At 58.7% G+C, this 19,686-nt stretch carries 15 protein-coding genes and 1 pseudogene; 10 read left to right on the top strand and 6 right to left on the bottom strand.

From position 1 onward, the window contains the following. Positions 1-6 precede the first annotated feature (6 nt). Both folM and rstA read left to right on the top strand, forming a co-directional pair. Positions 7-729 carry a dihydromonapterin reductase gene (folM, locus tag MT962_RS05595; RefSeq protein ID WP_024561742.1) on the top strand — a complete coding sequence of 241 codons (723 nt, stop codon included), beginning with the start codon at positions 7-9 and terminating at the stop codon, positions 727-729. A 78-nt stretch (positions 730-807) separates the two neighbouring features. After that, the gene (gene rstA / locus MT962_RS05590) at positions 808-1,524 is read left to right on the top strand and encodes a two-component system response regulator RstA (protein ID WP_024557639.1); all 717 of its coding nucleotides are present in this window, start codon (positions 808-810) and stop codon (positions 1,522-1,524) included. A 45-nt stretch (positions 1,525-1,569) separates the two neighbouring features. Here rstA and MT962_RS05585 read toward each other — a convergent pair whose 3' ends face one another. Next, positions 1,570-2,322, bottom strand: coding sequence for a glucose 1-dehydrogenase (locus tag MT962_RS05585; protein ID WP_247364927.1), 753 nt, complete (start codon positions 2,320-2,322; stop codon positions 1,570-1,572). A gap of 120 nt (positions 2,323-2,442) precedes the next feature. Between MT962_RS05585 and MT962_RS05580 the strand changes: the two genes are divergently transcribed. The 3 genes from MT962_RS05580 to tus all read left to right on the top strand — a co-directional run bounded on the left by MT962_RS05580 (position 2,443) and on the right by tus (position 5,917). Then, positions 2,443-3,348 carry a LysR family transcriptional regulator gene (locus MT962_RS05580; RefSeq protein ID WP_024557641.1) on the top strand — a complete coding sequence of 302 codons (906 nt, stop codon included), beginning with the start codon at positions 2,443-2,445 and terminating at the stop codon, positions 3,346-3,348. 32 nt (positions 3,349-3,380) lie between these two features. Beyond that, positions 3,381-4,691, top strand: coding sequence for a two-component system sensor histidine kinase RstB (gene rstB, locus MT962_RS05575; RefSeq protein WP_247364925.1), 1,311 nt, complete (start codon positions 3,381-3,383; stop codon positions 4,689-4,691). A 296-nt stretch (positions 4,692-4,987) separates the two neighbouring features. Beyond that, positions 4,988-5,917, top strand: a complete 930-nt coding sequence (tus, locus tag MT962_RS05570; RefSeq protein ID WP_024557644.1) for a DNA replication terminus site-binding protein — start codon at positions 4,988-4,990, stop codon at positions 5,915-5,917. Here tus and fumC read toward each other — a convergent pair whose 3' ends face one another. Both fumC and fumA read right to left on the bottom strand, forming a co-directional pair. After that, positions 5,918-7,315, bottom strand: coding sequence for a class II fumarate hydratase (gene fumC / locus MT962_RS05565; RefSeq protein ID WP_247364922.1), 1,398 nt, complete (start codon positions 7,313-7,315; stop codon positions 5,918-5,920). A 178-nt stretch (positions 7,316-7,493) separates the two neighbouring features. Beyond that, the gene (fumA, locus tag MT962_RS05560; protein WP_024557646.1) at positions 7,494-9,140 is read right to left on the bottom strand and encodes a class I fumarate hydratase FumA; all 1,647 of its coding nucleotides are present in this window, start codon (positions 9,138-9,140) and stop codon (positions 7,494-7,496) included. 201 nt (positions 9,141-9,341) lie between these two features. On the opposite strand from fumA, the gene manA reads away from it, so the two are divergent. After that, positions 9,342-10,520: a mannose-6-phosphate isomerase gene (manA, locus tag MT962_RS05555; RefSeq protein ID WP_247364913.1), complete on the top strand. Its 1,179-nt coding sequence runs from the start codon at positions 9,342-9,344 to the stop codon at positions 10,518-10,520. A gap of 97 nt (positions 10,521-10,617) precedes the next feature. Continuing rightward, positions 10,618-12,129, top strand: a pseudogene (locus tag MT962_RS05550) (YdgA family protein); the annotation flags it as partial. Positions 12,130-12,362: 233 nt separating this feature from the next. Here MT962_RS05550 and MT962_RS05545 read toward each other — a convergent pair. Beyond that, positions 12,363-13,391, bottom strand: a complete 1,029-nt coding sequence (locus MT962_RS05545; RefSeq protein ID WP_247364907.1) for a Mal regulon transcriptional regulator MalI — start codon at positions 13,389-13,391, stop codon at positions 12,363-12,365. 172 nt (positions 13,392-13,563) lie between these two features. Between MT962_RS05545 and malX the strand changes: the two genes are divergently transcribed. The 3 genes from malX to add all read left to right on the top strand — a co-directional run bounded on the left by malX (position 13,564) and on the right by add (position 17,481). Beyond that, a complete protein-coding gene (gene malX, locus MT962_RS05540) occupies positions 13,564-15,156 on the top strand; it encodes a maltose/glucose-specific PTS transporter subunit IIBC (RefSeq protein ID WP_247364904.1) in 1,593 nt (530 codons plus the stop codon). A 46-nt stretch (positions 15,157-15,202) separates the two neighbouring features. Then, entirely contained in the window at positions 15,203-16,375 is a 1,173-nt protein-coding gene (locus MT962_RS05535) for a MalY/PatB family protein (RefSeq protein ID WP_188723382.1), read from the top strand. 104 nt (positions 16,376-16,479) lie between these two features. Then, on the top strand, positions 16,480-17,481 hold the full coding sequence (gene add / locus MT962_RS05530) for an adenosine deaminase (protein WP_024557652.1): 1,002 nt from the start codon (positions 16,480-16,482) through the stop codon (positions 17,479-17,481). A 19-nt stretch (positions 17,482-17,500) separates the two neighbouring features. Here add and MT962_RS05525 read toward each other — a convergent pair whose 3' ends face one another. Both MT962_RS05525 and MT962_RS05520 read right to left on the bottom strand, forming a co-directional pair. Beyond that, positions 17,501-18,502, bottom strand: a complete 1,002-nt coding sequence (locus MT962_RS05525; protein ID WP_024557653.1) for a bile acid:sodium symporter family protein — start codon at positions 18,500-18,502, stop codon at positions 17,501-17,503. A 70-nt stretch (positions 18,503-18,572) separates the two neighbouring features. After that, positions 18,573-19,613, bottom strand: a complete 1,041-nt coding sequence (locus MT962_RS05520; RefSeq protein WP_024557654.1) for an oxidoreductase — start codon at positions 19,611-19,613, stop codon at positions 18,573-18,575. Positions 19,614-19,686 lie beyond the last annotated feature (73 nt).

The raw sequence follows: 19,686 nt of genomic DNA, 5'->3' as shown, positions 1-19,686 counted from the left end.
GTGCTTATGGGCAAAAAACTGGATCGTCCGATAGTCATTACCGGTGGAGGCCGCCGCATCGGCCTCGCGCTGGCGCACCATTTTCTGGCGCAGCATCACGACGTGATTGTCAGCTACCGCACCCGCTACCCGGCTATCGACGTGCTGGAAGAGACGGGCGCTATCTGCATTCAGGCCGATTTCTGCACCGATGAAGGCATTCTCGCTTTCGCCGACGCCGTGAAAGCGCGCACCGATCGTATTCGCGCGCTGCTGCATAACGCCAGCGCCTGGCAATCGGAGGGGAATGGCCTGTCGCCGGCCAAAGTGCTGCATGAAATGATGCAAATTCATGTGCACGCCCCTTACCTGCTGAACTTTGCGCTGGAAGGGCTGCTGCGCGGCCAGGGCCATGCCGCAGCGGATATCATCCATTTCACCGACTACGTGGTCGAGCGAGGCAGTGAGAAACATATTGCTTACGCGGCCAGCAAAGCGGCGCTCGATAACCTCACCCGCTCGTTTGCCCGCAAACTGGCGCCGGAGGTGAAAGTCAACGCCATCGCCCCGTCGCTGATTCTGTTTAACGAAAACGACGATCCGGAGTACCGTCAGCGGGCGCTGAATAAGTCGCTGATGAAAATCGCGCCGGGCGAAAAAGAGATAATCGACCTGCTCGATTATCTGCTGACCAGCTGCTTCGTTACCGGTCGCAGCTTCGCCGTCGATGGCGGCAGGCAGCTGCGCTAAGCGCGGTTTATCATTGGTTGATGGAGCGCAGGCGGCGTCCGGTGTATGTTAAGCCTTTTACGCTAAACGCAACGGTATATGGCTAAAATAGTCTTTGTCGAGGATGACCCGGAAGTCGGCTCGCTGATTGCCGCTTATCTGGGCAAACATGATATTAACGTGGTGGTGGAAAGCCGCGGCGACCGCGCAGAAGAGGTTATCCAGCGCGAGAAGCCCGATCTGGTCCTGCTGGATATTATGCTGCCCGGTAAAGACGGCATGACGCTCTGTCGGGACTTACGCCCGAACTGGCAAGGCCCCGTCGTCCTGCTGACCTCGCTTGACAGCGACATGAACCACATTCTGTCGCTGGAGATGGGGGCAAGCGATTATATTCTTAAAACCACCCCGCCCGCCGTGTTGCTGGCGCGTCTGCGTCTGCATCTGCGCCAGGCGCAGCCGCAAAACCCTGAACTCCTCTCGCTTAAACCCCACAAGGCGCTGCGTTTCGGCGCGCTGTGCATCGATCCGATTAACCGTCAGGTTACGCTGGGTAATGACGTGGTCGCCCTTTCCACGGCGGATTTTGATCTGCTCTGGGAGCTGGCGACCCATGCCGGGCAGATTATGGACCGCGACGCGCTGCTGAAAAACCTGCGCGGCGTCAGCTATGACGGGCTCGATCGCAGCGTGGATGTAGCGATTTCCCGCCTGCGCAAAAAGCTCAACGACAACGCCACCGAGCCGTTTCGCATTAAAACCGTACGCAATAAAGGCTATCTTTTTGCGCCGCACGCCTGGGAAAGCGAGGCGTAAAACGCACCTGCCGCGCCATCAGGCGCGGCACGGTCCGCTTGTGCGTCAGATTTGCGCCTGGCCGCCATCCACAAAAAGCTCAACGCCGTTCACAAAGCTTGCCTCGTCAGACGCCAGGAACAATACCGCTTTGGCGATCTCTTCCGGCTGGCCGACGCGCCCGGCCGGGATCTGCTCAGCAAGCCACGCTTTGGTGCCTTCGGCCTGGTCGCCGCCGCCGAACAGGTCGTTCAACCCTGCGGTTTCGGTCACGCCGGGGCTGACGGCGTTAACGCGAATGCGGCGCTCTTTGAGATCGAGTATCCAGTTGCGTGCGAAGCTGCGCACCGCGGCTTTGGTCGCCGAGTAAACGCTGAATGCCGGCGTGCCGGAAATGCTGGTGGTAGACGAGGTCAGCACGATAGCCCCGCCATCACGCAGCAGCGGCAGCGCCTTCTGCACGGTGAACAGCACGCCTTTGACGTTGGTATCGAACGTTTCCTGATAATGCGCTTCAGTAATAGCGCCCAGCGCGGCAAACTCGCCGCCGCCCGCGTTGGCGAAGACGACGTCGATATGGTTATGCTGTTTCTGCACGGCGTCATAAAGGCGGTCGATATCACCAAGCTGGCTCATGTCGCCGCGCACGCCGGTAACTTTCCCCTCGATGCGGCTTACCGCCTCATCAAGCGTGGACTGGCGGCGACCCGTGATAAATACGAAGGCGCCCTGCGCTGCAAATGCTTTAGCGGTAGCGAAGCCAATGCCGCTGGTGCCGCCGGTAACGATAACCACTTTGTTGTTGAATTGCTGGCTCATTTTTCTTTCCTCAGGTGAGAGTGGATGATGACCGTTCGTCATGGAGAGAAGAATAAGCGCTTCCCAAAGGTGTGAGTAGTAGGACAAAATGGCACCCTGCGTTCTGAATAAGGAACGATAATGCAGACTGACCTTAATGATTACTTTTACTTTGCCGAAGTGGTGACCCATGGCGGGTTCGCGGCGGCCAGCCGGGCGCTGAAACAGCCCAAATCCAAACTCAGCCGCCGTGTGGCGGGGCTGGAAGCGCAGCTTGGCGTACGCCTGATTGAGCGCTCCAGCCGCCGCTTTCGCGTAACGGAAGTGGGCCAGGCGTTTTACGACCAGTGCCGGGCCATGCTGCTGGAAGCGGAAAAAGCGCAGGCGCTGATTGCCGAAGCGCAGGCGGAACCGCATGGACTGGTGCGTTTTAGTTGTCCGACAGGGCTGGTGGAGGTGATTTCCGCCGTGCTGCCCTCTTTCATGAACCGCTTTCCCAAAGTGAAGCTGCAGATTGTCGCCGTGGACCGGGCGGTGGATTTAATCCGCGAGCGCATTGATGTTGCGCTGCGCGTGCGTACTGAACTGACCAGCGACGCTGAACTGGTGATGCGCTCGCTGGGCTATTCGCGCCGTATACTGGTCGCAAGCCCGGCGCTTGCCGGCAAGCTGGATGGCAATATCGACACCTTGCCCTTGCAGCCTACGCTCGGCACCAGCGACGAGCCGGGCGAGTTAGCCTGGCAACTGGAGCATGAGCAGGGCAAGAGCTGCCTCATCCGCCACGAACCTCGCATGAGCTGCGCCGACTTCGGCGCCATTCGCTCGGCGGCGATGGCCGGACTCGGCATTGCATTATTGCCGGATCATGTGTGCGCTGAGCAGCTCAAGCGCGGCGAGCTGGTGCAGGTATACCGCGGCTGGCAGGGCCAGCGCGGCATCGTTCACCTGGTCTTTACCACCCGGCGCGGTCTGCCGCCCGCCGTCAGGGCTTTTATCGATCATCTGGCGGTGAATTTTCCCCTTGCCCCTTCGGCAGGCAAATAACGGGCGTTTACTATGACGGGTCGGGAGATGTCATGAAGAAGCTGTTCATCCAGTTTTATCTGCTGCTGTTTATCTGTTTTCTGGTGATGACGCTGCTGGTGGGGCTGGTCTATAAGTTTACCGCCGAGCGCGCCGGACGGCAGTCGCTGGACGATCTGATGAAAAGCTCGCTCTACCTGATGCGCAGCGAGCTGCGGGAGATCCCGCCGCGCGACTGGAATAAAACCATCAAAGAGCTGGACCTGAATCTCTCTTTTAAGCTGCGCATTCAGCCGCTCGCCAGGTTTCATCTGGACGACGCGACCATGCAACGTCTGCGGGAGGGGGAGATCGTTGCGCTGGATGATGAGTACACCTTTGTACAGCGTATCCCGCGCAGCCATTACGTGCTGGCGGTCGGGCCGGTGCCTTACCTCTATTTTTTGCATCAGATGCGGCTGCTGGACATCGCGCTTATCGCCTTTATCGCCATTTCGCTGGCCCTGCCGGTGTTTATCTGGATGCGTCCGCACTGGCGCGACATGCTGAAGCTGGAATCCGCCGCCCAGCGGCTGGGGGAAGGCCATCTTGACGAGCGCATTCACTTTGAGAGCGGCTCCGGTTTTTCTCGTCTCGGGATAGCGTTCAACCAGATGGCGGACAATATTAACGCCCTGATAGCCAGCAAAAAGCAGCTTATTGACGGGATTGCCCACGAGTTGCGCACCCCGCTGGTACGCCTGCGCTACCGGCTGGAAATGAGCGATAACCTGAGCGCTGACGAGGCGCTGGCACTTAACCGCGACATTGGTCAACTGGAGGCGTTGATTCAGGAGCTGTTGACCTATGCGCGCCTCGACAGGCCGCAAACCGAGCTGCACGTAAGCCCGGTCGATTTGCCGCGCTGGCTGGCTGAGCGGGTGGCGGAAACGCGCCAGATGCATCCGCACCGTGAGCTGGCGCTTAACGTTGGCAACATGGACGCATATGGGCTGGTAGACATTCGCCTGATGGAGCGCGTGCTGGATAATCTGGTTAACAACGGGCTGCGTTATAGCGAGAAGCATATGCGTGTAAGCCTCGACCAGCATAACGAGCGCGCTTGCCTTGCGGTGGAAGACGACGGGCCCGGCATCCCTGAAGCGGAGCGTACGCGGGTGTTTGAACCGTTTGTGCGACTCGATCCGAGCCGCGACCGGGCGACCGGCGGCTGCGGATTAGGGCTTGCGATTGTGCAGTCTATCGCGACGGCGATGGGCGGCTCGGTGAGCGTAACCACGAGCGACCTTGGCGGCGCCTGTTTCCGCTTCTGCTGGCCGATTGAGAAAGCGCCAGCGCCCGATACGAACGAAACGGTAGTGTAAAAAGGTAAGCGTCGCCTGTTCCATTCATCCCAACCCTCTCACCAGGGACGAGGGGAAATCATGGCGGGCGACGCTGCGCTGACCTGCTGTATATTGCCCGCCTGTTCCCTTTTCCCTGAAGGATGAAGGGAAAAATCCGCCGGGCGACGCTGCGCTGACCTGCCCTGAAGAGTGTCGGTCTGTTCCTTTCCACTGCCAGCGCCCGCTGTTCCCTGCCAAACTTTTTACCGCGCTGTGGCCTGTTCCGGCGAAACTGTGCTACAAATAAAGTATGTTGTAACTAATGAGATTTTATTATGGCCCGTTACGATCTGGTTGAGCGCCTCAACACCACCTTTCGCGAACTGGAGCATGCGCTGATACAAATGCGCGAAACATTGAGCGGTTGCCGCCTGCTGGCGGGCCGCGTTTTTGAACTGCCGGAGATTGAAAAAGGCAAAGAGCACGATCCGCTGCTGACCATCGCCGTCACGCAAAAAGTGGGCAAGGCGGCGCAGGAGGCGGCGCTTCGTCATTTCACACACCTGTTTATTCAGCAGCAGTCGGAAAACCGCAGCAGCAAGGCGGCGGTGCGTCTGCCGGGCGCCGTTTGCTTTAGCGTAAACCACCCGCAGTATGAATCGCTCCACCAGCAGGCGGAACAGATTAATCAGCTCAAAGCGGAATTTGAAAATATCATCACCGTGGAATCGGAACTGCCCTCGGTGCAGCGTTTTGAGTGGGTGCACCGCCATCTGCCGGGGTTGATTACCCTGAATGCCTATCGCCAGCTTACGCTGCTGGATAACCCCGCCACCCTGCGCTTTGGCTGGGCCAACAAGCACATCATCAAGAACCTCACGCGCGATGAAGTGCTCTCAATGCTTGAAAAAAGTCTGAAGTCGCCGCGCGCGGTGGCGCCCTGGAGCCGGGAGCAGTGGCATGAGAAAGTTACGCAGGAATATAACGACATCGCCGCCCTGCCGGAAAAGGCGCGCCTCAAGATAAAAAGGCCGGTTAAAGTGCAGCCGGTGGCGCGGGTCTGGTATGCCAATAACCAACGGCAGGTGCAATACGCCTGCCCTTCGCCGCTGATTGTATTGTGCCACGAAGAGCGCGGCGCAAAGGTGCCCGATATCGGCGAGCTGCTCAACTATGACGCGCAGAACGTGCGCCATCGCTTCAAGCCGCAGGCGGAGCCGCTGGAGTTGCTGATCCCCCGCCTGCACCTTTACCGGGCGCGCTGATTAGCGCTTCATGCTGCCGACCATCTCTTCAGGGCGCACCCATTCGTTGAACTCCTCCTCGCTGAGATAACCAAGCTTCAGCGCGGCGGCCTTCAGGGTCAGCCCCTCTTTATGGGCTTTTTTGGCGATTTCCGCCGCCTTATCGTAACCGATATGGGTGTTGAGCGCCGTCACCAGCATCAGCGACTCGTTCAGCAACTGGCTGATGCGTTCGCGGTTAGGTTCGATGCCGACGGCGCAGTGCTCGTTAAAGCTCTCCATGCCGTCGGCCAGCAGGCGTACCGACTGCAGGAAATTGTGGATAACCATCGGGCGAAAAACGTTGAGTTCAAAGTTGCCGGAGGCGCCGCCCATGTTGACCGCCACATCGTTGCCCATCACCTGACAGCAGAGCATGGTCATCGCTTCGCACTGGGTCGGATTCACCTTGCCGGGCATGATGGAGGAGCCGGGTTCGTTTTCCGGAATGGTGATTTCGCCAATGCCGCAGCGCGGGCCGCTCGCAAGCCAGCGCACGTCGTTGGCAATTTTCATCAGCGAGGCGGCAAGCCCTTTTAGCGCGCCGTGGGCATGCACCAGCGCATCGCAGGTCGCGAGCGCTTCAAATTTGTTCGGTGCGGTGACAAACGGCTGGCTGGTGATTTCCGCCAGCGTTTTTGCTACCCGATCAGCATATTCCGGGTGGGTGTTAAGCCCGGTGCCGACCGCCGTGCCGCCAAGCGCCAGCTCGGCCAGATGCGGCAGGCTGTTGTCGATGTGCTTCAGGTTATGCTCAAGCATCGCCACCCAGCCGGAGATCTCCTGACCGAGCGTCAGCGGCGTGGCGTCCTGCAAATGGGTGCGGCCGATTTTGACGATATCGGCAAAGGCGTTCGCTTTCTCGCTCAGGGTTTTTTGCAGCACTTTAAGCTGCGGTATCAGCTGTTCACGCAGCGCGATCACCGCCGCGACGTGCATCGCCGTCGGGAAAACGTCGTTTGAACTTTGGCTTTTGTTAACATCGTCGTTCGGATGCACTTTACGGCCCATGCCACGTTCGCCGCCGAGAATTTCGCTTGCCCGGTTCGCCAGCACCTCGTTCATGTTCATGTTGGTCTGGGTGCCGGAGCCGGTCTGCCAGATGGCGAGGGGAAACTCATTGGGGTGCTTGCCCTCCAGCACCTCATCCGCCGCCTGAATAATCGCGTTGCCGCGCTCTGCCGGCAGCAGGCCGAGATCCATATTCACTTTTGCCGCCGCGCGCTTGGTCAGCGCCAGCGCCTGAATCAGCGCCACCGGCATTTTCTCTGTCGAGATGCGAAAGTGCTCCAGCGAGCGCTGCGTCTGCGCGCCCCAGAGTTTGTCCGCCGGTACGTCAATTGCGCCCATGGAATCTTTTTCACTGCGATGCGTTGCCATGACTTTCTCCATTCACATAAAAGGGGCGTCTCTGCATGTCAATGCAGGGACGAAGGTAAAGGGATCAGACGTTGCTCACACGTAAACGGGTGTCGTGATAATGCGTTACAGGGTAGTTCAGCTTTGCGCCCTCAGCGAAACGCGCAAAGAAAAAAGCCGCCCGCAGGCGGCTTAAACATTACTTCAGACAGGCGGAGCACTGTCCGCTCTGGATCTGTTTAAAGAAGTCGTTGCCTTTGTCATCCACCAGGATAAACGCCGGGAAATCTTCCACTTCAATTTTCCAGATAGCTTCCATCCCAAGCTCCGGGTATTCCACACATTCCAGCTTTTTGATGCTGCTTTGCGCCAGCACCGCCGCCGGGCCGCCGATGCTGCCAAGGTAAAAGCCGCCGTGCTTGTGGCAGGCGTCCGTCACCTGCTGGCTGCGGTTGCCTTTAGCGAGCATGACCAGGCTGCCGCCGTGGGATTGCAGCAAATCGACGTAGGAGTCCATACGTCCCGCCGTGGTCGGGCCTAGCGAGCCGGAGGCGTACCCTTCCGGCGTTTTCGCCGGTCCGGCGTAATAGATGGGATGATCTTTGACATATTGCGGCAGCCCTTCGCCGTTATCGATGCGCTCTTTCAGCTTCGCATGGGCGATGTCGCGCGCCACGATAATGGTGCCGGAAAGCGACAGGCGAGTGGAAACCGGGTATTGCGAAAGCTGCTTTACGATCTCGCTCATCGGGCGGTTGAGGTCGACGCGCACCGCTTCGCCCTCGCCTGCGCGGCGCAGTTCTGGTGGGATATATTTGCCAGGGTTATTTTCGAGCTTCTCAATCCAGATGCCGTCGCGGTTGATTTTGGCTTTGATGTTGCGGTCCGCCGAGCAGGAGACGCCCATGCCCACCGGGCAGGAGGCGCCGTGGCGCGGCAGGCGAATAACGCGAACATCATGCGCGAAATACTTGCCGCCGAACTGCGCGCCGAGCCCCAGCTTTTGCGCTTCCTCCAGCAGCTCCTGTTCAAGCTGCACATCGCGAAACGCCTGGCCGTACTCGTTACCTTCCGTCGGCAGGCCGTCATAATATTTCGTCGAGGCGAGCTTCACGGTTTTCAGGGTCGCTTCCGCCGAGGTGCCGCCAATGACAAACGCCACGTGATAAGGCGGGCAGGCCGCCGTGCCGAGGCTGCGCATCTTCTCCACCAGGTAGTTTTTCAACTTGCCAGGGCTTAAGAGCGCTTTGGTTTCCTGATAGAGGTACGTTTTATTGGCTGAACCGCCGCCTTTCGCGATACAGAGGAATTTGTATTCGTCGCCGTCCACGCTGTAGAGGTCAATCTGCGCTGGCAGGTTGGTGCCGGTGTTGACCTCTTTGTACATATCCAGCGCGGCGTTTTGCGAGTAGCGCAGGTTATCTTCGGTGTAGGTGTTGTAAACGCCGCGCGCCAGCGCCGCTTCATCACCGCCGCCGGTCCATACGCGCTGGCCTTTTTTACCCATGATGATGGCAGTGCCGGTATCCTGGCAGGTCGGCAGAATGCCTTTGGCGGCGATTTCCGAGTTGCGCAGGAACTGCAGCGCCACATATTTATCGTTTTCGCTGGCTTGCGGGTCGTGCAGGATATCCGCTACCTGCTGCTGGTGCGCCGGGCGCAACATAAAAGAGGCGTCGTGGAAAGCGTGCTGCGCCAGCAGCGTCAGCGCCTGCGGGTCGACCTTCAGCACTTCCTGGCCTTCGAACTCGGAGACCGAGACATAGTCGCGGGTCAGCAGGTAGTACTCGGTGTCGTCTTTTTTTAGCGGAAAAGGGGGCTGGAACACAAAGGGTTTATTTGACATTGCTCTCTCACTTACAGCTTCAGCTAAGTAATTATTCGTTCAGCACTTCATGTGCGATGACAAAAAAGCGAGTGGCACCATCGTACACAATTTTTTAACAAAAACTGAGACTAATACGACTTTTTCCCGGGCAGGGTTACTTGAATCGCTTTTATTGCTTTAATACCTGAACTTTTTTCTACCTTCTTACAGGGCTTAAGAATGAAAAAACTCATCAACTCAGTGCAGAACTATGCCTGGGGAAGTAAAACGGCGTTGACGGATCTCTATGGTATCGCGAACCCGCAAAACCAGCCGATGGCGGAATTGTGGATGGGCGCGCACCCGAAAAGCAGCTCAAAAATTCAGGACGAAGCGGGCGATACCCGCAGTTTACGTGATGTGATTGAAGCCGATAAACCGGCGCTGCTGGGGCAACACGTCGCAGAGCGCTTCGGCGAGCTGCCGTTTCTCTTTAAGGTGCTCTGCGCTGACCAGCCGCTCTCCATTCAGGTGCACCCAAATAAGCAGGCGTCTGAAGAGGGTTTCGCGCGGGAAAACGCGGCGGGCATTCCGCTGGACGCCGCCGAGCGCAATTATAAAGACCCCAACCACAAGCCGGAGCTGGTTTTCGCCCTCACCCCGTTCCTTGCGATGAACGCGTTTCGCGAGTTTACCGAAATCGTCTCGCTGCTGCAGCCGGTCTCCGGCGCGCATACCGCCATCGCCCATTTCCTGGAAAACCCGAATGCGGAGCGCTTAAGCGAGCTTTTCGCCAGCCTCCTCAACATGCAGGGCGAAGAAAAATCCCGCGCGCTGGCGGTGCTGAAGGCGGCGGTGGCAAGCCAGCAGGGCGAGCCGTGGCAGACCATTACGTTCATCGAACAATTCTACCCCGACGACAGCGGACTCTTCTCTCCGCTGCTGCTGAACGTGGTCAAGCTCAACCCCGGCGAAGCGATGTTCCTGTTCGCCGAAACGCCGCATGCTTATCTGCAGGGCGTCGCGCTGGAAGTCATGGCGAACTCTGACAACGTGTTGCGCGCCGGGCTGACGCCGAAATACATCGATATCCCTGAACTGGTGGCGAACGTGAAGTTTGTCGGCAAACCGGCAGGCGAGCTGCTGACCCAGCCCGTGAAGCAGGAGAGCGCACTGGACTTCCCTATTCCGGTGGCCGATTTCGCCTTCTCGCTGCACGACCTCAGCACTCATGAAACGCCCCTTGCCCAGCAAAGCGCCGCTATCCTCTTTTGCGTCGAAGGCGAAGCGGTGCTGCGCCGCGGTGATGAGCGTCTGGTATTGAAGCCGGGCGAATCCGCTTTTGTGGCGGCCAACGAATCGCCCGTTGCGGCAAGCGGCGTAGGCCGTCTGGCGCGGGTTTACAATAAGCTCGACTAAGTTACTGATCTTTTAGACAAGGATTGCTAAGCTTTACCTATTCTTTGCACCGAGCCAGGCGTCCTGCGCCTGGCTTCTCATTTAGGGATAAATTGCTATGAAAAAGTCTCTGGTTGCCGTTGGGGTGATTGTCGCCCTCGGCGTCGTCTGGACCGGCACCGCCTGGTACACCGGCAAACAGCTCGAAAACCGCATCGGCGAAATGGTTAACGAAGCCAATACACGCCTGCAGCAAACCATGCCGGAAGCCGGGCTGCAGGTGAGCTATCAGCAGTACCAGCGCGGCCTGTTCCGCAGCCACCTGCAACTGGTCGTGAAACCTGTCGCTAACCAGGCGAACGCCTGGCTGAAGCCAGAGCAAAATGTGGTGATTGATGAGGTTATCGACCACGGTCCGTTCCCTTTCGCCGAACTGAAAAAATTCAACATCCTGCCTGCGATGGCTTCGGTGATTTCCACCCCGGTCAACAATGCCACCACCAAGCCGCTGTTTGATATCGCTAAAGGCGAAGCGTTTGTTCGCGCGCAAACGCGTGTGGGCTACAGCGGCGACACGTCGACCGATTTCAACTTCAGTGCGCTGAACTACGAAAGCCCGACCGAGAAAGTGGCCTTCAGCGGCGGCGATTTCACGCTGGACGTGGATAACGAAGGCAGCCTCTTTACATTGAAAGGCAAGGCGGAAAGCGGCCTGGTTAATGCTGTTAACGAATACAACCAGCGCGTGCAGTTTACCTTTAACGGCCTGAATACCGACGGCTCCAGCAAGCTCACCGCCTTTAACGAGCGCGTGGGCAGCCAGAAGCTTACGCTTGATAAACTCGCTGTCGCTATCGAAGGCAAAGAGCTGGCGGTGGTGGATGGCCTGAGCTTTAACGGTAAATCGGATGTCGCAAAAGATGGCAAAAACATCGACAGCCAGATCGATTACCAGATGGACAGCCTGAAAATTCAGAATCAGGACATGGGCAGCGCGAAACTCACCATGAAGGTGGGGAATATTGACGGCGAGTCCTGGCACCAGTTCAGCCAGCAGTACAACGCACAGAGCCGCGCGCTGCTCGGCCAGCCGGATGTGGTCAATAACCCCGAGCTCTATCAGCAAAGAGCGACGCAGATTTTCTTTGCAAACCTGCCTGTGCTGCTTAAAGGCGAGCCGGTTATCACTATCGCGCCGCTAAGCTGGAAAAACGCCAAAGGCGAAAGCACGTTCAACCTGTCGCTGTTCCTGAAAGATCCGGCGAAGACGCCTGCCGCTGCGGCGCCCGCAACCCCGGCGCAGCAGGTTGATCGCCTGGTGAAATCGATGGAAAGCAAACTGGTTATCCCGACCGACATGGCGACCGAGTTTATGACCCAGGTTGCGAAGCTTGAGGGTTACCAGCAGGACGACGCGGCGAAACTCGCCAGCCAGCAGGTAAAAGGCATGGCGGCGATGGGCCAGATGTTCCGCATCACCTCCATGGAAGATGACAACATCGTGACCAGCCTGCAATACGCTAACGGTCAGGTGACGCTGAACGGCCAGAAAATGCCGCTGGAAGAATTTGTCGGCATGTTTGGCCTGCCGGGCGACGTCGCACCGGGCATTCCGGGTCTCTCTCCAGAGCCGGCGCCGGTTCCGACACCTGCGCCTGAGCAAACCCCGTCGCCTGCCCCTGCTCCCGCGCCAGCCCCGGCCTTAACGCCGGACCAGCAGCCTGCGCAAACGCCTGCGCCGGTTCCGGCTCCTGCGCCGGTTCCGGCTCCCGCGCCGGATGCGGCGCCGACGCCAGCCCCTACCCCTGCGCCGACGCCAACCGTACCGCAGCAGTAAAACAACGGCCTCTGCGGAGGCCGTTTCTATTTACGCGTAACAAGGCGGGGCGCGATAATTTGGCTCTTGATGGGCTCTTCAGCGTACTGAATACGCTGCATGATGCGCTCCGCCACGCTGCGCCCCATTTCGCGGGCGGGCGTGAGAACAAAAGCGCCGGGAATATCGTCCAGCCTCTCCTCTTCCACCTCGGCAAAGGCAGCCAGCGCCACGGTGCTGTCGAAATAGCTTTCAAAGCTGTCTTCACCGCTCTGCCGCCCGGCCCGCAGCAGGCCGAACCAGGCGCCCATGGCGACGGTGGCGTTATGGCAAAGCACAGCGGAAATGGTCGGGTTGTGACGCAGCAGCGCATTTATCGCCTGCGCCGCCTGGTTCTGGCTCGGCTCGCACTCCACGACCCATTCGCTGTGAAACGGCAGACCGTACTGCAAAAGCGTGGCGCAGTAGCCGCCCAGACGCTCCGCGCGGGTAAGCGACGAACTGCGGCCGCCAAGCCATGCGATGCGCTGATGACCACGCTTAATAAGATGCTCCGTTAAGCGCTGCGCCGCCTGGTGGTTATCAGGGCGAATGTTATCCGCGTCGTCAAGATAACTGGCGCGGGAAGCGAAGACCAGCGGCACGCCAAGCCGGTTCGCCTCGTCGCGCAGCGCAGCGCCTTCGCTCGCCGCGCCGGCAATGACTATGCCATCCACCCCTTGCTTCATTAACGCTTCAAAGCCCCGGCGCATACGCTCGCCGTCGCGCCCGCCCTGAGTGAGGAAGAGCATACGCCCTTGCGCCTCCAGCGCTTCGGTCAGCCCCGCCGTCAACTCCGCATAAAAAGGTGTGGTTAAATCACGAACGATGAGACCAATCACCCCGCTCTGCCCGCCGCGAAGCGCCGCCGCCTGGCGGTTGCGCACGAAACCGAGTTGCTCAACGGCTTCGTTGACGCGCTGCCCGGTCGCGCTGGAGATACGGCCTTTGCCGCTCAGCACCAGCGAAACCGTGCTGACAGACACCCCCGCCGCCAGCGCTACGTCATTGATGGTGATTTTTTTCATCTGCGTCATTCACGTCATCCCTTTCCTGCTGCATCCGGTAAAACGTTTTATCAAGCTTGTTTTATCATCGCCTAAAGCGCGAAGAAATCTGTGAGGTAAAGCGCATTAAAATTTGATAAAACGATTTACCTTGCTCGGCGTGGTCAAACTTTAACGCTTTCGGACGCACAAGGAGTCGTTTATGGCGGCGAGTACCTCACAACAACGAGTCACATTATGGGAGTTCTTCCAGCAACTGGGCAAAACCTTTATGTTGCCGGTAGCGCTCCTCTCCTTCTGCGGCATTATGCTCGGCATCGGCAGCTCACTGAGCAGTCACGATGTCGTCACGCTAATGCCGTTCCTCGGCCAGCCGGTATTGCAGCTTATTTTTACCTGGATGAGCAAGGTGGGCTCCTTCGCGTTCAGCTTCCTGCCGGTGATGTTCTGTCTCGCCATTCCGCTGGGGCTGGCGCGCGAAAATAAAGGCGTGGCGGCGTTTGCGGGGTTTGTGGGCTACGCGGTGATGAACCTGGCGGTGAACTTCTGGCTGACGGCGAAAGGCATTCTGCCCACCACCGACGCCGCCGTGCTGAAAGCGAACAATATTCAGAACGTGCTGGGCATTCAGTCTATCGATACCGGCATTCTGGGCGCGGTGATCGCGGGCGTAATTATCTGGCAGCTGCATGAACGCTTCCACACGATTCGCCTGCCGGACGCGCTGGCCTTTTTCGGCGGCACCCGCTTTGTGCCGATTATTACCACGCTGGTGATGGGGCTGGTGGGGCTTGTCATCCCGCTTCTCTGGCCGTTCTTCGCCAAAGGCATTAATGGGCTTGGCTATATTATCAACAGCGCGGGCGACTTCGCGCCGATGATTTTCGGCACCGGCGAGCGCCTGCTGCTGCCCTTTGGTCTTCAGCACATTCTGGTGGCGCTTATCCGCTTTACCGAGGCGGGCGGCACGCTGGACGTGTGCGGTCACACCGTAAGCGGCGCGCTGACCATTTTCCAGGCGCAGCTCACCTGTCCGGAAACCCACGGCTTTGCCGAAAGCGCTACACGCTTTTTGTCACAGGGTAAAATGCCTGCTTTCCTGGGCGGCCTGCCGGGGGCGGCGCTGGCGATGTACCACTGCGCGCGGCCAGAGAACCGTCATAAAATCAAGGGGCTGCTTATTTCCGGCGTTATCGCCTGCGTGGTGGGCGGCACCACCGAGCCGCTGGAATTCCTGTTCCTGTTTGTCGCGCCAGCGCTCTATCTTATCCACGCGCTTTTGACCGGGCTTGGCTTCACCATGATGGCTATCCTTGGCGTCACCATCGGCAATACGGACGGCAACATTATCGATTTCGTGGTCTTCGGCATGCTGCACGGCCTCGCCACCAAATGGTATATGGTGCCTGTGGTCGCCGCGGTCTGGTTTGCGGGCTACTACGCCATTTTCCGTTTTGCCATTACCCGTTGGAATATCAAAACGCCGGGGCGCGATGTGGATAGTGCGCCAGCGGCGGAAAAAGTGGCGGGCGCGGTGGGTAAATCGGGCTATAACGTCCCGGCTATCCTTGCCGCGCTCGGTGGCGCGGACAATATCGTGACGCTTGATAACTGCATCACCCGCCTGCGCCTGTCCGTGAAGGATATGTCGCTTGTGGACAGCGCCGCGCTGAAAGCGAACCGCGCCATCGGCGTGGTGCAACTTAACCAGCATAACCTGCAGGTAGTGATTGGCCCGCAGGTGCAGTCGGTTAAGGATGAGATGGCGAGCCTGATGAACACGGTTCAGGCCTGAGCAACAGCGGCGCAGCAGTAAAGTTGCGCCGCGAATAAGAGGTGTTATGTTCGATTTCTCGCAAACCGTGGACAGGCACGGCACCTGGTGTACCCAGTGGGATTACGTTGAAGACCGCTTCGGCGCGCCCGACTTGCTCCCCTTCACCATCTCCGACATGGATTTTGCTACCGCCCCCTGCGTGCTGGAAGCTGTGGCGAAGCGCCTTGACCACGGCGTGCTGGGGTACAGCCGCTGGAAAAACGACGATTTTTTGAGTGCCGTTACGCACTGGTACCAGCGTCGCTTTGCCTGCCGGATGGACGCCCAAACGCTGGTTTACGGTCCGTCGGTCATTTATATGGTTTCGCAGCTTATTCGCCAGTGGTCCGCACCAGGCGAAGGCGTGCTTATCCACACGCCTGCTTATGATGCTTTCTTCAAGGCGATAAGCGGCAACGACAGGCAGGTATTAACCGCCCCGCTGCGCTCAGTTGAAGGCGGCTGGGAGTACGACGAGCAGGCGTTTGAAGCGCAGCTCGCCCGGCCAGACTGCAAAATTTTACTGCTGTGCAGCCCGCATAACCCCACGGGGAAAGTCTGGAGCCGGGCGGAGCTTGCTGCCATGGCGGCCCTTTGCGAAAAGCACGGAGTGCGCGTGATAAGCGATGAAATCCATATGGATATGGTATGGGGAAACACGGTTCACACCCCCTGGAGCGAGGTGGGCGGCGAACGCTGGGCGCTTTTAACCTCTGCTTCCAAGAGTTTTAATATTCCGGCGCTTACCGGCGCCTATGGTTTTATCCCGGATGCGCAGGAGCGTGAAACTTACCTGAACGCGCTCAAGGGCCGCGACGGACTCTCCTCGCCCGCCGTGCTTTCGCTGGTCGCGCACATTGCGGCTTATCGTCACGGCGAGCCCTGGCTCGACGCGCTGCGCCACTATCTGGAAGGCAACCTGCGCTTTGTTGCAGAGCAGCTTAACGGCGCGTTTGCGCAACTCAACTGGCAACCGCCGGAAGCGACTTATCTCGCCTGGCTTGATTTGCGCCCGCTGGCGCTTGACGATCGCCAGTTACAAAAGGCGCTGATTGAGCAAGAAAAAGTCGCCATCATGCCCGGTTATACCTACGGCGACGAAGGTCTGGGCTATTTGCGCCTGAACGTCGGTTGTCCACGCGCGAAAGTTGAAGATGGCGTGGCGCGCCTGATTCGCGCAATAAGTCGCCAGTTATAGACAGTAAAAGCCCTTTCTCGCCCTGATTTGTTGCGCAACGTAGCTTTCGGGGCGGAATTATTTTTATAATGGTATGCACTTTATTCTAAAAAAAGAGTGCCATCATGATTGATACCCGCCTTCCGCTAACCGATCTTCATCGTCACCTTGACGGTAACATTCGCGCACAGACTATCCTTGAGCTGGGCCGCCAGTTTAACCTCGAGCTGCCCGGCGCTACCCTTGAAACGCTGCGCCCGCACGTGCAAATCACCAAAAACGAACCGGACCTCGTAAGCTTCCTGGCAAAACTCGACTGGGGCGTGAAGGTGCTGGGCTCGCTGGAAGCATGTCGCCGCGTGGCCTGGGAAAACGTGGAAGATGCCGCGCGCAACGGTCTGCACTATGTTGAGCTTCGTTTCTCGCCCGGTTATATGGCGATGACGCACCAGCTGCCTGTTGCAGGCGTAGTGGAAGCGGTGATTGACGGCGTGCGCCAGGGCTGCCGCGATTTCGGCGTTGAGGCGCGGCTGATTGGCATTCTGAGCCGTACTTTCGGCGAAGAGGCGTGCGTGGCCGAGCTTGAAGGGCTTCTCGCCCATCGCGACCATATTACCGCGCTCGATCTGGCGGGTGATGAACTCGGCTTTCCGGGCAGCCTTTTCTTAAGCCACTTTAACCGTGGCCGCGATGCGGGCTGGCGCATCACCGTGCATGCCGGCGAAGCGGCAGGACCGGAGAGCATCTGGCAGGCTATCCGCGAGCTGGGCGCCGAGCGTATCGGCCACGGCGTAAAAGCGGTGGAAGATCCGGCACTGATGGATTTTCTGGCGGAGCAAGGCATTGGCATTGAATCCTGTCTCACCTCTAATATTCAGACCAGTACCGTCGCTTCGCTGGAAAAGCACCCGCTTAAGCGTTTCCTGGAGCACGGCATTCTCGCCACCATTAATACTGACGATCCGGGCGTTCAGGGCGTGGATATCGGCCACGAATATACCGTTGCGGCGCCTGCCGCCGGGCTGAGCGCGGCGCAGATCCGCACCGCGCAGGAAAACGGCCTGAAAATCGCGTTCCTTAGCGCTCAGGAAAAACAGGCGCTGCTGGATAAAGTGCGCGCCGCCTGACGCGCACCGCCAGGCGCTATCAGGACGCCGCCGTCTGCGCCTGGCGCTTCTCTTTCGCGGTGCGTCTGGCGTAACGCTGCGCCAGCACCGCGCACACCATCAGCTGGATTTGATGGAAAATCATCAACGGCAGCACCATCATCCCAACCTGGCTTGCCGGAAACAGCACGTTCGCCATCGGCACGCCGTTAGCGAGGCTTTTCTTCGAACCGCAAAACACGATGGTGATTTCATCGGCGGTGTTAAAGCCCATCAGCCGTGCCGACCAGGTGTTGATAACCAGCACAATGGCGAGCAGAACCAGCGAGCAGACCAGCACGCTCAGCAGCGCCAGCCCGTCCACCTGATGCCAGATCCCCTGCACTACCGCCTCGCTGAAGGCCACGTACACCACCAGCAAAATGGAAGAGCGGTCGGTGTAGCTAATGAGTTTTTTATGTCTGTCGACCCAACGGCCGATCAACGGGCGAGAAAGGTGTCCCACCACGAACGGCAACATCAGTTGCAGAACGATTTTGCCGATAGCGTGCAGCGTATCCGTTTCTCCCTGATGCGCCTGCATCAGCGCGCCTACCAGCACCGGCGAGAGAAAAATACCCAGAATGCTGGAGGCTGAAGCGCTGCACACCGCCGCGGCGACGTTGCCGCCGGCAACCGAAGTAAAAGCAATCGCGGACTGTACGGTAGCAGGCAGAGCGCAGAGATAAAGAAAGCCCATATAGAGCGACGAAGGCAGTAGCGTGGGCGTAAGAAACTGCATCGCCAGGCCCAACAGCGGAAAGAGCGCGAAAGTGCTCAGAAAGACCACCAGATGCAGCCGCCAGTGGCCCATCCCCGCAACGATAGCCTCGCGGGAGAGCTTCGCGCCATGCATAAAAAAGAGCAACGCGATAGCGGCAGTGGTGAGATATTCGAACCCGGTTTTTACCTTTCCTTCGCAGGGGAACAGCGAAGCGATAACCACCACCACAATCATTACCAGTAAGAACTTGTCTATTTTCAGTCGCTGTAACCAGCTCATGCACGCCTCCCGGTTCGTAAAGCGCAAAAACGCGCCGCTGAGGGCGCGTTATAAAAGTTAAAACGACAAATCAGGCAAGCGACAGCGTGGAGCGGTGTTTCGCCGACTCAATGCCCAGCTCCAGCAGCTCCATGATCTGGATAGCCTGACGGGCGGGCACCGGGTTCTCGCCCTGTCCGTTCAGCGCGTCGCGCACACCCGCGTAGTACGCCGGGTAGTTCCCCGGCACCGTCAGCAGCGTTTGCTCGTCCAGCTCCTCGCCGTGCGCCACCGTTAACACGCCGTCGCGCATATCGTAGCCCCAGTCCTCCTGCGGTGGTCGTTCCCCCGCTTTGAGCCTGTCCTCCTGTGGGTCGAGGCCAAATTTCACATAGCTTCCCCGCGCGCCGTGCACGATATAACGCGCCGATTCCGCCGCCGCCAGCATGGTGCCGTGCAATACCACGCGACGCTGCGGATACGAAAGAATGGCGTGGAAATAGTCGGTGGTCTGCGCCCCAGGACGCAGCTGCGCCAAATCGACCGTCATCGTCACCGGCAGACCAAAGAGGTTCACCGCCTGGTCCAGCAAATGCGGCCCTAAGTCATACCAGATGCCGCTGCCCGGCCCCGCCTGCTCGCGCCAGCGGTCACGAACCTGTGGGCGATAGCGGTCGAAGTGCGATTCAAAATAGGCGACTTCGCCCAGCGTACCGTCTGCAATTAGCTGTTTAAGTGTAAGGAAATCGCTGTCCCAGCGGCGGTTATGGAACACAGAAAGCAGCAGGCCACGGCTTTTCGCCAGCGCATCCAGTTCGCGCGCCTGTGACAACGTCACGGTGAAGGGTTTATCTACCACCACATGCTTGCCCGCTTCCAGCGCGGCTTTCGCCAGCGGAAAGTGGGTATCATTAGGGGTAGGAATGACGATCAGATCGATATGAGGATCGTTAAACAGTTGCTTAGGTTCGGCAACCACCGGCACCGATGGCCAGTCGGCATTGACTTTCGCGGCATCGCTGCTGGAGATGCCCGCAAGCGTCATGCCCGGCGTGCCGGCAATCAGCGGCGCGTGAAACGTTTTACTGGCGTAGCCATACCCCAGCAATCCGACCCGAATAGTGTCACTCATCTCTTTTCCTCTGCTTAGTGGACAGGGCTATTTCACACCAAACCCCTGCGCGCGACAACACGTTAATAAAGTG

The sequence above is a fragment of the Franconibacter sp. IITDAS19 genome (assembly GCF_023079515.1).
GTDB lineage: Bacteria > Pseudomonadota > Gammaproteobacteria > Enterobacterales > Enterobacteriaceae > Franconibacter > Franconibacter pulveris.
The sequence above is the reverse complement of the archived record's forward strand: the minus strand, read 5'-3'. Positions and strand labels throughout refer to the sequence as shown.

Excerpts from the sequence above, each read along its gene's own strand:
- rstB (WP_247364925.1), top strand. The coding sequence starts at position 3,381 with ATGAAGAAGCTGTTCATCCAGTTTTATCTGCTGCTGTTTATCTGTTTT.
- MT962_RS05535 (WP_188723382.1), top strand. The coding sequence starts at position 15,203 with ATGTTCGATTTCTCGCAAACCGTGGACAGGCACGGCACCTGGTGTACC.
- tus (WP_024557644.1), top strand. The coding sequence starts at position 4,988 with ATGGCCCGTTACGATCTGGTTGAGCGCCTCAACACCACCTTTCGCGAA.
- fumA (WP_024557646.1), bottom strand. The coding sequence starts at position 9,140 with ATGTCAAATAAACCCTTTGTGTTCCAGCCCCCTTTTCCGCTAAAAAAA.
- MT962_RS05545 (WP_247364907.1), bottom strand. The coding sequence starts at position 13,391 with ATGACGCAGATGAAAAAAATCACCATCAATGACGTAGCGCTGGCGGCG.
- MT962_RS05520 (WP_024557654.1), bottom strand. The coding sequence starts at position 19,613 with ATGAGTGACACTATTCGGGTCGGATTGCTGGGGTATGGCTACGCCAGT.
- MT962_RS05580 (WP_024557641.1), top strand. The coding sequence starts at position 2,443 with ATGCAGACTGACCTTAATGATTACTTTTACTTTGCCGAAGTGGTGACC.
- manA (WP_247364913.1), top strand. The coding sequence starts at position 9,342 with ATGAAAAAACTCATCAACTCAGTGCAGAACTATGCCTGGGGAAGTAAA.
- malX (WP_247364904.1), top strand. The coding sequence starts at position 13,564 with ATGGCGGCGAGTACCTCACAACAACGAGTCACATTATGGGAGTTCTTC.
- add (WP_024557652.1), top strand. The coding sequence starts at position 16,480 with ATGATTGATACCCGCCTTCCGCTAACCGATCTTCATCGTCACCTTGAC.
- rstA (WP_024557639.1), top strand. The coding sequence starts at position 808 with ATGGCTAAAATAGTCTTTGTCGAGGATGACCCGGAAGTCGGCTCGCTG.
- fumC (WP_247364922.1), bottom strand. The coding sequence starts at position 7,315 with ATGGCAACGCATCGCAGTGAAAAAGATTCCATGGGCGCAATTGACGTA.
- MT962_RS05585 (WP_247364927.1), bottom strand. The coding sequence starts at position 2,322 with ATGAGCCAGCAATTCAACAACAAAGTGGTTATCGTTACCGGCGGCACC.
- MT962_RS05525 (WP_024557653.1), bottom strand. The coding sequence starts at position 18,502 with ATGAGCTGGTTACAGCGACTGAAAATAGACAAGTTCTTACTGGTAATG.
- folM (WP_024561742.1), top strand. The coding sequence starts at position 7 with ATGGGCAAAAAACTGGATCGTCCGATAGTCATTACCGGTGGAGGCCGC.